A 14166-nucleotide genomic window follows, 5' to 3' on the forward strand; every position below is an offset into this window, starting at 1 on the left:
TTTTTTGGCACCAAAGGCTTGTACTCCTTCAAGGCTAGCTACCTATTATAAAATTGTCCTTTCTTTTCTTGAAACAGAAAAAATTTAACCAGAGCAAAATTCGCACGTCCTTTATTTTGGATATACGTATATTTCTGCTGATTTATGCCGAATATACTTTTAATCGACGACGACCCAACGTTTTGCCTGATGCTGCGGACCTTTCTGCAGAAGCAGCAATATAACGTTCAAACGGCCTACACAGCCGAGGAGGGGCTTCGCCTGCTCAAAGGCCAGCCCTTCGATCTTGTTTTAACCGACTTCAGGTTACCCGACCGCGATGGCATAGAATTGCTGAGCCAGATTCGGGTATACTCAACCGATGTGCCCGTAATCTTGATGACTACATATGCTGACATCCGAACGGCAGTGAGAGCCATAAAAATGGGGGCATTTGAGTATATAACAAAGCCTATCAACCCAGACGAAACGCTGCTCACGATTAAGAAGGCCCTTCAGAAAAAAACGGAAGAACCGGCCGGTAAAACACGTGCAGGCGTATCTGGTAACTTTGAGTTTGTGAGCGGCCGCAGCCCAGAGGCAGCCAAGATAGAAGACTATATTGCCCTGATAGCACCCACTAACATGTCGGTTATCATAGAGGGCGAAAGTGGAACCGGCAAAGAATTTGTAGCCCGCAAAATACACCTCAGCAGCAAGCGCCACGATAAACCTTATGTAGCCATAGACTGCGGCGCTTTATCTAAGGACCTGGCAGCCAGCGAATTGTTTGGTTACGTAAAAGGTGCTTTTACGGGAGCCCTGAATAACAAAGAAGGTCAGTTTGAAGCTGCCAGTGGCGGAACTCTGTTTCTGGATGAGATCGGAAACCTATCGTATGAGGTGCAGGTGCAACTATTGCGGGCACTGCAGGAGCGGAAGGTAAAAAAGATTGGCAGCACCACCGATACTGAGGTAGACGTTCGCATTATAGCGGCTACAAATGAGGACCTGGTGCAGGCTGTGGGCCGTGGCGAGTTTAGAGAGGACCTGTACCACCGCCTGAACGAGTTTAAGATTAATACTACCCCGCTTCGGGAGCGAACACAAGACATATTGCAATTTGCTAATCACTTTTTACAGCAGGCTAACCAGGAGCTAGAGCGAAATGTGGTTGGCTTTGATCAGGAAGCAGCTATTGTACTGGAGAATTATGCCTGGCCGGGCAACCTGCGTGAGCTACGCAATGTGGTAAGGCGCTCTGTGCTGCTGGCCAAGTCAGATCTCATTACCTTACAGCAACTGCCTCCAGAAATTGTGGAGCCGGCTCCCACGTTTGTAGCTGCTGCTCCTACACCTTTTACAGCAGAACCTGAGCCGCAAGTGGCTACCGACTTGCGTAGCGCCACCGGCCAAAGCGAGAAGGAATTAATTCTGGCTATGCTGGAAAGGGTAAAATATAATAAATCTAAAGCAGCCAGGCTCCTGAACATAGACCGGAAAACACTTTACAACAAGTTACGACAGTACAACATAGAGGCGTAGTAGGAACAATAATTTAAATTAGCTACCTAAAAAGCCTTACTTTTTGTTCATAATTATTCTAATAAAAAAGCCCTTCGGAAGAATTTTCAGCTTCCGGAAGGGCTTTTAGGTCAAGGGTATTTAGCATCAAGCGTCTACAGAGTCGTACACAATTACCTTCTCCCACAAATGAGAATAATTTTCTACGAACTTTAAATGCACCGGGTGCTCCTGGTACACATCCTGCTCCTGCTGGTTATCAAAAAACAAAAGCCACGACACCGCATAGCCACGTTCTATAACAGAACGGTTTGTGTTGGCAGGCACACCAATGTGCGCCATTTTAATTTGTTTAATACTTTTCAGGGTGTTCAGGCCTTCGATCAGTTTGGCCTTATCTGCTGCAGAATCCGGGTTTTTAAGCCAGAAATAAACATGGTGTACAAACATATCTTTCTTTTTTTGTCTGGATTTGTACAGAGAGGGCACAAAGCCCAAAACGCTGGCAAGCGACAAAAATGCACTGCTTCCCAAAAACGATCTTCTTGATAGTTTATTCATATAGAGAATCTTGTTGTTAGCTAAACCAGGCTTTTGCAGGCGCACTATCTTTTTAACTTATGCGCATTAGCGGCATAAGTTAAACAATTCTCCTGAAATACAAGCAGATGCCAGATGGTTGTTGTTTTTGAGCGGTAGAAATTATAGACCAAGCACCTGCTGCCTGGCTAGCTGCATGGCGAGCAGCTAATGCCTATTCCTGTGGAACTGAAAGTTCCTGTTCCAGGGCAGCCAGTAACAAAGGAACCTGCTCCTGAAGATGTGTAACCGCTTTTTGGCAATTTGCGGGTGTTGGCTTACCTTGGTGCAGTACTTGTTCGAGCTCCTGTAAGGCACCGGTAACAGAGTGTGCGTGCAGGTGCTTAAAGGCTGTCTGCATTTTATGAGCAATACCACCAACCTTTTGCCAGTTGCCAGCCGAAGCCTCCTCCAGCAGCAATTGCAAATTCTGGCGGTTATCAGCAACAAGTACTTCCAGAATAGCAGCCATGGCGGCACTGTCGTCTCCTGCAAAAAGCTTTATCTCGGTCAGGTCGAATAGAGGTTCTACTGTTTCTGCAGCGGCATGAACCGAGGTAGCAGTGGTAACAGGCGCAGCAAGCACAGGCGCAGGTTCTGGTGCAACAGGTTCCGGCTTGGGGGGTGCAGGTAGTATATGTAGGGCTTTGCTTAGCTTCTGGTGCAGCTCCTGCTCTGAGTAAGGCTTAAGCAAATAATCGGAAATGCCTGTTTTAGCAAAAAATTCTTTATTACGGCTCATGATATTAGCCGTGAGCGCCAGAATAGGCAAAGTCGGATTCTTTTTCCGGATTATCTTGGCCAGTGCTTTGCCGCTCATACCCGGCAGCTGAATATCGGTCAGCACCAGGTCGAAGGTATACTGCTCCAGAAGTTTCAGTGCCTGTTTTGGGTCGTTTGCCAGGCGGGATTGCATGCCCCAGCGCTTTAGCATAAGCTCACAGAGCGTGCGGCTATACGGGTCATCGTCTACCACCAGCACTTGCTTTCCTTTTAAAACCGGTTGCGGTATGTCGTTCTCTTCTGTGGCATCGGCAGTATCAGGAACGTCAATGGTTTTGAGCTCCCTGAACGGAAGCACCACTGTAAAGGTCGTGCCTTTTCCTACCTCGCTGCGTAGCGATAAGACGCCATTCTGTGCCTCTACCAGTTGCTTACTAATAGAAAGGCCAAGGCCAGTGCCGCCATATTTCCGGATAATAGAGCCGTCGGCCTGGTTAAACTCGCCGAATACGTGCTCTGTCTGCTCCATAGGTATGCCAATGCCTGTGTCGGATACCTCCAGCTGTACCGCCACCCGGTTACGACGGTGCGACTTAAGCTTGCACCTTACCGTTACCTGCCCTTCGTGTGTAAATTTAATCGCGTTGTCTACCAAGTTAAAGAGCACCTGCTTCAGACGGAGCGAATCTCCCAGGAGCTGTTGTGGCAGCTTTTCATCTGCCTGGCAATCAAAAGTTATTCCTTTTGTCTCGGCTTTGAGTTTAAAAGCCTGCTCCAGTTCCTGCAGCAAATGCTGGGGCGAGAAAGGCACCACATCCAGCTGCAGCTTGCCGGCTTCGAGCTTCGAAAGGTCCAGTACATCGTTTACGATGTGCAGCAGGTGCTCACCAGCGCTGCTGATAGCCTGCAGGTGCTCTTGCTGCGTGGCATGGAGCGGTGTGTGGCGCAACTGCTCCGAAAAACCGAGCACTACGTTTAGCGGCGTCCGAATTTCGTGGCTCATGTTGGCCACAAAGGCCTCCTTGGCACGAGCAAGTTGAATCGCTTCTTTCTGAGCCCGAATGAGCTGCGCTTTATAGGCATTGCTGCGGGTAATATCGCGTAGAATGATCAAAATAAAAGAAATACTGCTGATGAGCCCGAAAATTCCAACCAGCAGCAGCACCATTGAGTTTTTATGTACCACTGCTTTGGCACTCTCGGCGTTAAGACTCGCCTGCTGCGTCTCGCTTTTTTCGAGGTCGTAGAGCATCGTCCGGATGCGGTCCATAATTACCTTGTCTTGCTGCAGCATAGCCAGTTCTCTTGCCGTGAGCATGGCTTCCTGTTTTCTTACCTCCTGCTTGAGCGTTTGCAGAATACTTTTGATTTCGGTTACCTGGGCCACCTGCTGCGACGAAGAAGCCGAACTAGTATCTACCGACACATCCATTTTAACCTGCAGCTGAGGCACCGAAATAGGTTTTAACGGCACTTCCTCTTTTACTTCTTCCTCTTTATCGTCGTTCTTTTTAGAGAAAATTTTACTGAACAGGCCACGCCGGTTGTTGCTCTGGGCTGGCTTAGTTTCAACTATTTCTGGTACGGGTGCTTTATCGGAGATGGTGGTGGTGGTGTGCCGCTTTATAATAGTAGTGGCAGGTTGTACTGTGGCCTTAGAGTTAATTTTGCGCAAAGCCTGATCGGGGTAACTTGCTTTTTGCTCCTGCTTCCGTAGGGCCACATAGCGCTCCATGCTTTTTTCTTTTTCCTGCAAGAGGGCAGCAATAGAATCGAGCCGGGCCAGTTCGGCCGGATTGCGGTTCATGAGCAGGCGCAACGAGTCTACCTGTTTGTCTATGCCTTCAAGTTCCTGAATGTAGGCTTTAAAATATTTTTCGTCAGTGGTGAGGGTGTAGGCCCTGATGGAGCTTTCGGCTGTGGCAATGTCGGCGAGTATGTGCTGGAGTTTGGCTAATTTGTGGTTTGGCTTGGCCAAGTCGTCTACAGAGCCGAGTAACTGCGTAAAGCTGGCGTAGAAGAGGTAAACGGCCACTGCCACTACCGAAATGGCCAGACCGAAACCAATGATTACTTTCGCTTTTATGCTGTCTCCGGATATTTGCATGAGGCTGTTTGCGGATGTTGAATTAAAAGTAAAACGCAGCTTTTTGAATAAGATTCAATAAACGCGTGTTTTATATAAAGCCGCCACCTTAACTTACTGCAAAACGTAGCTTTACAAGACTTATACAAAAGCTTTCGGCATTTCCTGCTCCTTAGGCTTCTCTGCAAAGTTAGGGAACTTAAATGGCCATGGAGCGGGTAAACAGCAGGCTGAACGTAGTTTTGACTAGCCATGTTGCATGCGGCCTGGGAGTATGCTTGCCTGCTAAATTTATACAAGTCAATTATGCTCCTTATTCCCTTAGCAGAATTTTAAAGAAAATCCTTCAGGAGGCAGTTTTGATTTGAATAATTTAAAATCTGGTTCTTAAATCTGTTTCAATTATTTCTATACTCCTTGCCCCACCAACTTAGCTGCAAGCGGAGGGGAAGAAATGGACATCAAACCAGAATTTCGTTGTAACTTTGTACAAACAGCTGCAAATTACTATGGCAGAAACGTATTATTCTGATTTCGGAACCATTTTGCTGTACCTGATCGGTGGGGCTATTTTTGTGGTTATTGGCTTGTTTACAGCCAAGCTGCTGCGCCCGCACAACCCGAATCCTGAGAAACTGGCAACCTATGAATCGGGGGAGGAGCCGGTTGGAAACTCCTGGATACAGTTTAACCCACGCTTTTATGTGGTGGCGCTTATCTTCATTATTTTTGATGTGGAGCTGGCGTTTCTCTTTCCGTGGGCCGTAGTGTTTGGCAGAAGCGATTTGATCGCAGCTACCGATGGCTTGTGGGGCTGGTTCTCGTTGGTAGAAATGTTTATTTTTATAGGCGTGCTGGTGCTGGGGCTGGCTTACGTGTGGGCCAAAGGTCACCTCGACTGGATTAAACCAAACCCGGTAATTCCAAAAAGCCGCTCTAAAATACCAATGGAAATGTATCAGCGGTTTAACGATAAACAAAGCCTGTAACCTTTTATAGGTCAAAAGCCTCTGGAAGGGCATTTTCATTAGAAGAATTCTTGAATGGCCTGCTTGTTAAATTGCTGCAGGGGTAAAAAGTTGATTTGGAATTTTATAATAGGGCGAGTACTTGTGCTTATGAAATTAGCCATCAGCAATTCTTCAGTGTAACCGCGGTATCATTCCTAATTTTGAATTTTTAATTTAGCCTTACGCTAAACTAGCATCTAATTAAACCAATGGAAGAGAAGACAGGAGAAGGCGGACTTGTGATTACAAAGTTAGATGACCTGCTGAACTGGGCTCGTTTAACGGCGCTCTGGCCTATGGGTTTTGGCCTTGCCTGCTGCGCCATAGAAATGATGGGAGCCTACAGCTCCGGTTACGATATAGACCGATTTGGCGTTATTCCGCGTGCCTCACCCCGGCAGTCGGATGTGATGATTGTAGCCGGCACTGTTACCTTTAAAATGGCGGATCGGGTAAGGCGGCTTTATGAGCAGATGCCGGAGCCGCGCTATGTTATTTCAATGGGGTCCTGCTCCAACTGCGGCGGCCCCTACTGGGAACATGGCTACCATGTAGTAAAAGGTGTAGACCGCATTATACCTGTAGATGTGTATGTGCCCGGCTGCCCGCCCCGCCCCGAAGCGTTGATAGGAGGCTTCCTGAAGCTGCAGGAGATCATCAGAAAAGAAACCATACGTGCTCCCCGTGCTGTACAGGCCTTAATGGCTAAACGCCAGCTAAGCAAGGAGCAACAGGCGCTGCGGGTTTAATTAAAGAATAAAGATTAGGAATGCTGCGTCAGGCAGAATTAGTCTGCAGGTATTGAGAAAAATCTAAAATCTAGTATCTAAAATCTAGCATCTCTTATGTTGTTCGAAGAAATCAGGAATTTGATTGTGGAGCTGTTTGGGCAGGAGGTAGTTGTGGCTGAGAAGAGAGATAACCTGCAGCCCTACCTGGTGCTGCAGACCGAGCGCCTGGCCGATGTGTGCCTGCAACTGCACGATAACGAGCAGACTTACTTCGACTTTCTCTCCTGCCTCACCGGCCTCGATAATGGCCCTGAAGCAGGCACAATGGAAGTCGTATATAATCTATATTCTATACCTTACGACCACCACCTGATGCTGAAGGTACTAGTGCCGCGCAACCAGCAGGAAACAGAGCCGCTGCCGCAGGTGCCTACCGTAAGCCATATCTGGCGCACCGCTGACTGGCACGAGCGAGAAGTATTTGATCTGGTGGGGATCCGCTTTAGCGGCCACCCCGACATGCGCCGCATTCTTTGCGCCGCCGACTGGGAGGGCCACCCGCTTCGCAGAGATTATAAACTCCAGGATTACTACCACGGCATAAAAGTACCCTACGACGACCACAACGAAAACAACGGTTTCAAGAGCGAACCGCAGTGGCTCACCGGCACCCCAACTCCTTTTTCTGATAAACGGGAGAAGCCAGAGTAGAAAAGCTGTGGCATCAGCTTCTGTGTTGTGCTCATCTACATAGGTAACCCTTAGCTCAAAATAGCTCCAAAACCTCCGGGAGTGCCTTTTCATTTGAATAATTGGTTGCTGCTAGTAAAATGGCTTACTTGTTAAATGGGTACTTTGGAGAAATTCTGAGAGAGTTATCGATGAGGGAATAAAATTCGGTTTAACGCATACTCTTACTGATCTTTTAATCCTGTACATCCCGATACTGATGATATCTTCTGTCCTATTCAGGTAGCAATTAACACTTACAGAAGTTCCTGCTTTTTCCGTACTTTGTATATCTTTTTAGATTTCTTAATTCTGCTATATACTTGAGCACTTCATCCATCTACCAGAACTACCTGCTGCAGTCAGAGCCTAATAAGTTCGATGTGGCCAGCCTGAAGGCAGGCGAGATGATCATTAACATGGGGCCGCAACACCCCTCAACCCACGGTGTACTGCGCCTGGAAGTGGTTACAGATGGAGAGCTCATTACGGATGTGGTGCCGCACATTGGCTACCTGCACCGCTGCTTCGAAAAGCACGCCGAGAGCATGGCCTATAACCAGACCATTCCTTATGTAGACCGCATGGACTACCTGGCCGCCATGAACTCAGAGCATGTGTGGTGCATGGGCGTGGAGAAGCTGCTGGGCATTACTGACCAGATTCCAAAGCGGGTAGAGTATATCCGGGTGCTGGTGGCGGAGCTTAACCGTTTGGCATCGCACTTTGTAGCCATTGGTACCTACGGCATCGATATTGGAGCTTTTACACCCTTTCTTTGGCTGCTACGCGACCGAGAGCATATTCAACGGCTACTGGAGTGGGCATCGGGTGCGCGTATGCTTTACAACTACATTTGGGTTGGAGGCCTGTACTACGACCTGCCCATAGGCTTTGAGGAGCGCTGCCGCGAGTTTATAAATTACCTCATGCCAAAACTCGATGAGTTGGAAACTATCTTGTTCGACAACTCCATATTTATTAACCGAACCGCCAATGTAGGCATTCTACCGCTGGATGTGGCTATAAACTACGGCTGCTCAGGCCCTATGCTGCGTGGCTCCGGTCTTAAATACGACCTGCGTCGTGTAGATGGCTACTCCGTATACCCGGAGCTGGAGTTTGAGGTGCCGATTGGGCAGGGATTGGCAGGCACCACCGGCGACTGCTGGGACAGAAACTATGTGCGCATGCAGGAGTGCCGCGAATCAGCCAAAATAATACGGCAGTGCCTCGACCGGCTGCTCGGCGACTATAAGCGCACTCCCGACTTCGATCCGCAGGCAGCCTGCCCCAAAAAACTGCGCACCACTGGCAGCAAAGAACTTTACTTCCGGGCCGAGACGCCCCGGGGCGAACTGGGTTACTTTTTCCGCACCACCGACCGTAGCGATGTTCCATTTCGCTGCAAAGGCCGCTCTCCCTGCTTCTCTAACCTGTCGGTACTACATGAAATATCGAAAGGCTGCATGGTAGCCGACCTTATTGCCATTGTAGGCTCTGTAGACATTGTGCTGGGCGAACTCGACAGGTAACAGCATCAAAAGGTTGTTTAACAGCATCTGAGGCACCTGTTACCAAATTGTTACCAAAGTATAAAACATCAGTTTCGTATCATCGTTCTGAATAATCTTAAAATGATGACTCCACGCTGATTGATTACTTTATGAATAAACTGCTTTCGATTCACCTGCTCTGGCTAATGGTGCTGTTTGCTCCTGCACAAACAATAGCTCAGATACAACCTATAGATAAAGACACAGCCAATGCGTTGCCGGCAGACACAGTGCTTCCGGGCCAGAAAAATCCTTTTACCGATGCTCAGCGCCTGGAGGCCAGCAACAGTCGTTTTCTGAAGCGAGCTGTCATACCATCTGTAGCACTGGTTGGAGCAGGCATACTTACCATTCAGGGGAGAGGCCTTATCAGTAGTTTTGATACCCGCGATGCCCGAAACAGAGCCTTTCCGAACTTTAGCACAGAAGCAGATGATTTTATAATGCTTGCGCCGCTGGTTGGGTTGTATGGCTTCAACCTAATTTCATCGCAGAACAGGCATGAGCTGGGGCGGCAAACCTTACTTCTTGGTCTGTCTGGTGTACTTGCTTCGGCGGTTGTCTGGCCGGTAAAAGGGCTCACCAACATAGATCGTCCTAACGGAGAGCCGCACGCTTTCCCATCGGGCCATACTACTTATGCCTTCACCATAGCCACGTTTATGGATAAAGAATTCCGGCACAAAAGCCCCTGGATAAGCGTAGCCAGCTACGGTATTGCAGGTGCCACCGGCGTGATGCGCGTGTTAAACAATGCACATTGGATGGCCGATGTATTGGCTGGTGCCGGTGTGGGTATTATCTCGGTAAACACGGTGTATTGGGTGCATGCAAAGCTAACAAAAGGCGGAGGGCTTAATACTACATTTGTGCCGGTTGTGCTCCCCGGAGGTGCAAAGGGCATGGCACTTACAATTGCGTTTTAACTTAAAAAAAGAGACAGGCAGCGAACATAAAATAACAGGACTTCTTAATTTGCATAGAAATTTATAACGCGACTTTTTATTGAAAGTACGGCAAATGGTCGCTAACATTCTTAAAATGTTTGAACTCCGCAGCTGCTTTTTGTTCTTTTTCGGTTTGTTTGTTGCAACGGCCGCTCTTGCACAGCCTACGCAAATACAAGGCACGGTACAAGATGCCCGCACACGCGAAAAACTGGCCTTTGTGAACGTAATCGTAAACGAAGGAGAAGCAGGCACCACAACCAACCTGGATGGCGAATTCCTGCTTCGGCACAACCGGCCTATAAAATCGGTGCGCTTAAGCTATGTAGGGTACACAACGCAGTTTGCCACTCCCGATTCTACGGGTAGGCTACAGGTATTGCTTCAACCAGCCGCAGCAAGGCTGGCAGAAGTAGTGGTTCGATCCGGTGAGAATCCGGCACACCGCATTATTAAACTGGCGAGCCAGCACCGGGAGCAGCACAAGCTCGAGAACCTGGATGCCTACACCTACCGCTCTTACAATAAGTTTATATTAACGGCAGTGGGCACTGCAGATGCAGCTGCCATACGCGCGCAGCCCTCGCTTTCGCGCCAGGACTCGGCTTACCTTAAAATGGGAAAACTGCTAAACGAGCAGCACCTGTTCCTCTCTGAAAGTATTACCGATTTCGCTTTCCTGAAGCCGAACAAACAAAAGGAGACGATCCGGGCCACCCGGGTGTCGGGGTTGGAGCAGCCAAGCTTTGGCATAGTGGCCGCCGAGGCACGAGCTTTTTCGGTGTATGACGACATGCCCGTATTTTTTGGCAAACGCTACCTCAGCCCTCTCAGCTCCGGCAGTACCCGCAAGTACAAATTTCTGCTCGAAGAAACTTCCGTCATCGGTCCAGACACTGTTTATGTTATCTCCTACAGCCCTGCCGAAGGCAAGAACTTTGATGGGCTCTCTGGCATTTTGTACATCAACAGCCGTGGTTGGGCGGTACAGAATGTAATAGCAGCATCAGCGGCCGACGACGACAAACGCGGCATGAAGCTGCAGCAGCAATTTCAGCAGGTACAAGGGTATTGGTTCCCCAAGGAACTCGATGTGGAGACTACTATTCCGCAGGTGCAGATGCGGGGCCACCAACCTTTCGGTCACCTAAGAACCTATATTACTAATATAGAACTGAACCCACCGCTCCGCAGGCGAGACTTCGACCTGATTGCCCTGTCGCAGGCACCGGAGGCGCATCGGCAGCCTTTAACTTTCTGGCAGCAGTACCGGCCCGACTCGCTGAACCAACTGGAGCAGCGCACCTACCAGCAGCTCGATAGCGTAGGCAAAGCCGATAACCTGGAACAGAAAATACGGGTGGTAGAATACCTGAGCGCCCGTCAGATTCCAATCGGAAAAATCAGCCTCGACCTGAACCGCTTCCTGCGACTCAGCGATTTTGAAGGATTACGACTGGGTGTTGGTGCACACACAAATAACCGTTTTTCGGAGCGATTTGTAGTGGGTGGCTACTGGGGATATGGTTTTGGAGATGAACAACATAAATACGGTGCAGATGCCAGCCTGCTGCTCCACAAAGCATCTGAACTTAAACTAGGCGCTGAGGTTTTTGAAGATGTGCTGGAGCCAGGCGGCAGACGCTTGCCCTTTATGCCACGCAGCGGTTTTAACAGCCTGCGCCCAGCCTTGCTCACGCACCTCGACTATGCCACGCACAGGAGCACCGCGCTTTCTGGCAGGCTGCTCCGCCACCTGCAGGTGCAGGCCATGCTGCGGCAGGAAGAGCGAAGACCAACACTGGCAGCAGAAATACCCCAAACTCCGGCTCAGTATACCACAGCAGAGGCAATGCTGGGCTTGCGTTATGCTTATGGCGAGCAACTGGTGCGGCTGTTTAACCAAACAAGGCCTGTTCCTACCGGTTTCCCGGTGCTGTGGGCGCAGTATAGCCGTGGCCTGAAGGGCGTATTAGAAGGCGAATACGACTACCATAAATACGATGCAAGGCTTGCTGCTTCCTTCAGGCACCGCACCACCGGCGAAACCAGGGTGCTGCTGACTGGCGGGTTAATAAAAGGCGAGCTCCCGCTACTAGCCATGTACAATGGCTACGGCAGCTTTAACCCCTCTTATAAGGTGTATACCGGCGAAGGATTTGAAACTATGACGCCTTACGAGTTCTTCTCCGACCGCTATACCTCACTTTTTCTGCAGCAAGACATTGGCAAACGCCTACTGCGCACCCGCTTCTTTCAGCCCAACGTGGTGCTGCTCACCAACATCGGTTTCGGAGATATGAAGAGCCAGCAGTTTGCAGAGCAGGCGCAGCACTTCCAAACCATGACACGCGGTTTCTATGAATCTGGCCTGCTGCTGAACGACATTATTGCCTCTCCCTTTTCTGGTGTAGGTGTAGGCTTCTTCTACCGTTACGGCCCCTACGCCTTAGACAAAGCCTCCGATAATTTCAGGATCAAGCTAACGACTTCTTTGTTTTTTTAACCAGCCAACCCTAAGCCTTCAACAGGTCATTTTGCCTGTGGAAGGCTATTTTTATTAGAAGAATTGGTTGCTCTAAAATGGCTTAATGGTTGAGCCAGAATTAGCAACTAAGACTTCACAGCGTGCATAGCTCCTGCGAGCGTCTGGGGGAAGCAGATCGATATCAAGACATTGTTTAAGAAAGTCTATCATCTCACATCTATTATCTATACTCTCCAAAATGCATCAGGAAGGCCTTTTTTATTAGAAAAATTTAACAGCACTGGTTACTCCCGCATACTACTAATCGATAAAATTAGGCTGTTAGTATAGCGACGCAATTGCTTGGTAGAAACCAGCCGTGCTTGTTGCGTTTTATTGCCTTTGCAGGTAGACCTTTTGCACAGATTCTGTTAATTTTAAGAGATTAAGGCAGCACATTTTACACGCCGCCTCACAACCTTATAAAACAACCTCTGCATGAAACGCACTGTATTCAGCTGCCTTTTGTGGTGCGCTGCCAGTATTGGAGCTTTGGCGCAAGGCAAGAGCAACAAAATCGAATTTACTCAATTCACCCTTAACAATGGGCTGCATGTGATCCTGCACCAGGACAACTCTACTCCCAATGTGGCTGTATCGGTGCTCTACCATGTCGGTTCTAAGAACGAAGTGGAAGGCCGCAGCGGCTTTGCGCACTTTTTTGAGCACCTGATGTTTGAAGGCACCGAGAATATTGGCCGGGGAGAGTATATGAGTATGGTCAGCAAAGCAGGTGGCACCCTCAACGCCAACACCTCCTTCGACCGCACCTATTACTACGAGCTACTGCCCTCTAACCAGCTGGAGCTAGGGCTCTGGATGGAAGCTGAGCGCATGCGTGCCGCCAAAATAGATGAGGTGGGCGTAGAAACGCAGCGTAAGGTAGTGCAGGAGGAAAAGCGCGAACGCATCGACAACCAACCGTATGGCTCCATGGGCGAAAACATGTTCGGTACCGCCTTCCAGGTGCATCCTTACAAATGGATGCCCATCGGCTCTTTTGAGGACCTGAAAAAAGCTTCTATTGAGGAGTTTCGTGACTTCTACAAAACCTTTTATGTGCCCAACAATGCCACCCTTTCCATAGCCGGCGATATAGACGTGGCCAAAACCCGAAAACTGGTAGAGCAGTATTTTGCCAGCATCCCGAGAGGAACAAAGGAAATTCCGAGGCCTAACGTGCAGGAGCCGAAGCAGACAGCCGAGCGCCGCAAAACGGTGTACGACAATATACAGCTTCCTGCCGTGATACAAGGTTACCACATTCCGGCACAGGGCACCGAAGATTTTTATGCGCTCTCAATGCTCACTACCCTCCTTTCCGGAGGCGAGAGCGCGCGCCTGCCCAAAGCCCTGGTAGACAAGCAGCAGAAAGCCGTAGCAGCTGCCTCTGTTCCGTTTCCGACGGAAGACCCTGGCTTGTTCCTGACCTATGCCATCGCCAACATGGGCGTAGACGTAGCCGACCTTGAAGCAGCTATGGATGCAGAGATTGAGCGTGTGAAGAAGGAGCCGCTCGAAGACCGGGAGTTCCAGAAGCTGCACAACCAGATAGAAAGCCAGTTTGTGCAACAAAGCACCACGGTAGCAGGCAGAGCCGAGCAACTAGCTAATTACCACGTGTACTTCGGCGATGCCAACCTGATCAACACCGAGTTGGCCCGCTACCAAAAGGTAACGAAAGAAGACATCAGGCGCGTTGCCAACCAGTATTTAACCAAAGAAAACCGCGTGGTGCTGCACTACCTCCCTAAATCAGCACAACCTAAATAAGC

At 49.3% G+C, this 14166-nt stretch carries 10 protein-coding genes; 8 read left to right on the forward strand and 2 right to left on the reverse strand.

Annotated features, from left to right (window positions below):
- Nucleotides 1-144: 144 nt before the first annotated feature.
- Nucleotides 145-1524: a sigma-54 dependent transcriptional regulator gene (locus ACMA1I_RS21045; RefSeq protein WP_337070453.1), complete on the forward strand. Its 1380-nt coding sequence runs from the start codon at nt 145-147 to the stop codon at nt 1522-1524.
- Between the two features lie 126 nt (nt 1525-1650).
- Here ACMA1I_RS21045 and ACMA1I_RS21050 read toward each other — a convergent pair whose 3' ends face one another.
- Both ACMA1I_RS21050 and ACMA1I_RS21055 read right to left on the reverse strand, forming a co-directional pair.
- Nucleotides 1651-2064: a Dabb family protein gene (locus ACMA1I_RS21050; protein WP_337070454.1), complete on the reverse strand. Its 414-nt coding sequence runs from the start codon at nt 2062-2064 to the stop codon at nt 1651-1653.
- 193 nt (nt 2065-2257) lie between these two features.
- On the reverse strand, nt 2258-4912 hold the full coding sequence (locus ACMA1I_RS21055; protein WP_337070455.1) for an ATP-binding protein: 2655 nt from the start codon (nt 4910-4912) through the stop codon (nt 2258-2260).
- A gap of 488 nt (nt 4913-5400) precedes the next feature.
- On the opposite strand from ACMA1I_RS21055, the gene ACMA1I_RS21060 reads away from it, so the two are divergent.
- The 7 genes from ACMA1I_RS21060 (at nt 5401) to ACMA1I_RS21090 (ending at nt 14164) form a co-directional block, all read left to right on the forward strand.
- Nucleotides 5401-5880, forward strand: a complete 480-nt coding sequence (locus tag ACMA1I_RS21060) for an NADH-quinone oxidoreductase subunit A (RefSeq protein ID WP_337070456.1) — start codon at nt 5401-5403, stop codon at nt 5878-5880.
- Nucleotides 5881-6110: 230 nt separating this feature from the next.
- A complete protein-coding gene (gene nuoB, locus ACMA1I_RS21065) occupies nt 6111-6650 on the forward strand; it encodes an NADH-quinone oxidoreductase subunit NuoB (RefSeq protein WP_414703959.1) in 540 nt (179 codons plus the stop codon).
- Nucleotides 6651-6746: 96 nt separating this feature from the next.
- Nucleotides 6747-7343, forward strand: coding sequence for an NADH-quinone oxidoreductase subunit C (locus tag ACMA1I_RS21070; RefSeq protein ID WP_337070457.1), 597 nt, complete (start codon nt 6747-6749; stop codon nt 7341-7343).
- A 341-nt stretch (nt 7344-7684) separates the two neighbouring features.
- Entirely contained in the window at nt 7685-8896 is a 1212-nt protein-coding gene (locus ACMA1I_RS21075; RefSeq protein WP_414703960.1) for an NADH-quinone oxidoreductase subunit D, read from the forward strand.
- Nucleotides 8897-9027: 131 nt separating this feature from the next.
- A complete protein-coding gene (locus tag ACMA1I_RS21080; RefSeq protein ID WP_337070458.1) occupies nt 9028-9843 on the forward strand; it encodes a phosphatase PAP2 family protein in 816 nt (271 codons plus the stop codon).
- Between the two features lie 115 nt (nt 9844-9958).
- A complete protein-coding gene (locus ACMA1I_RS21085; protein WP_337070459.1) occupies nt 9959-12370 on the forward strand; it encodes a DUF5686 and carboxypeptidase-like regulatory domain-containing protein in 2412 nt (803 codons plus the stop codon).
- A 459-nt stretch (nt 12371-12829) separates the two neighbouring features.
- Complete coding sequence (locus ACMA1I_RS21090; protein WP_337070460.1) at nt 12830-14164, forward strand: pitrilysin family protein; 1335 nt, start codon at nt 12830-12832, stop codon at nt 14162-14164.
- Nucleotides 14165-14166: the final 2 nt, after the last annotated feature.

It is taken from the genome of Pontibacter sp. 13R65 (genome assembly GCF_047525655.1).
Classification (GTDB): Bacteria; Bacteroidota; Bacteroidia; order Cytophagales; family Hymenobacteraceae; genus Pontibacter.

Coding starts and splice junctions, on each gene's coding strand:
- ACMA1I_RS21045 (WP_337070453.1), top strand. CDS start 145: ATGCCGAATATACTTTTAATCGACGACGACCCAACGTTTTGCCTGATG.
- ACMA1I_RS21050 (WP_337070454.1), bottom strand. CDS start 2,064: ATGAATAAACTATCAAGAAGATCGTTTTTGGGAAGCAGTGCATTTTTG.
- ACMA1I_RS21055 (WP_337070455.1), bottom strand. CDS start 4,912: ATGCAAATATCCGGAGACAGCATAAAAGCGAAAGTAATCATTGGTTTC.
- ACMA1I_RS21060 (WP_337070456.1), top strand. CDS start 5,401: ATGGCAGAAACGTATTATTCTGATTTCGGAACCATTTTGCTGTACCTG.
- nuoB (WP_414703959.1), top strand. CDS start 6,111: ATGGAAGAGAAGACAGGAGAAGGCGGACTTGTGATTACAAAGTTAGAT.
- ACMA1I_RS21070 (WP_337070457.1), top strand. CDS start 6,747: ATGTTGTTCGAAGAAATCAGGAATTTGATTGTGGAGCTGTTTGGGCAG.
- ACMA1I_RS21080 (WP_337070458.1), top strand. CDS start 9,028: ATGAATAAACTGCTTTCGATTCACCTGCTCTGGCTAATGGTGCTGTTT.
- ACMA1I_RS21085 (WP_337070459.1), top strand. CDS start 9,959: ATGTTTGAACTCCGCAGCTGCTTTTTGTTCTTTTTCGGTTTGTTTGTT.
- ACMA1I_RS21090 (WP_337070460.1), top strand. CDS start 12,830: ATGAAACGCACTGTATTCAGCTGCCTTTTGTGGTGCGCTGCCAGTATT.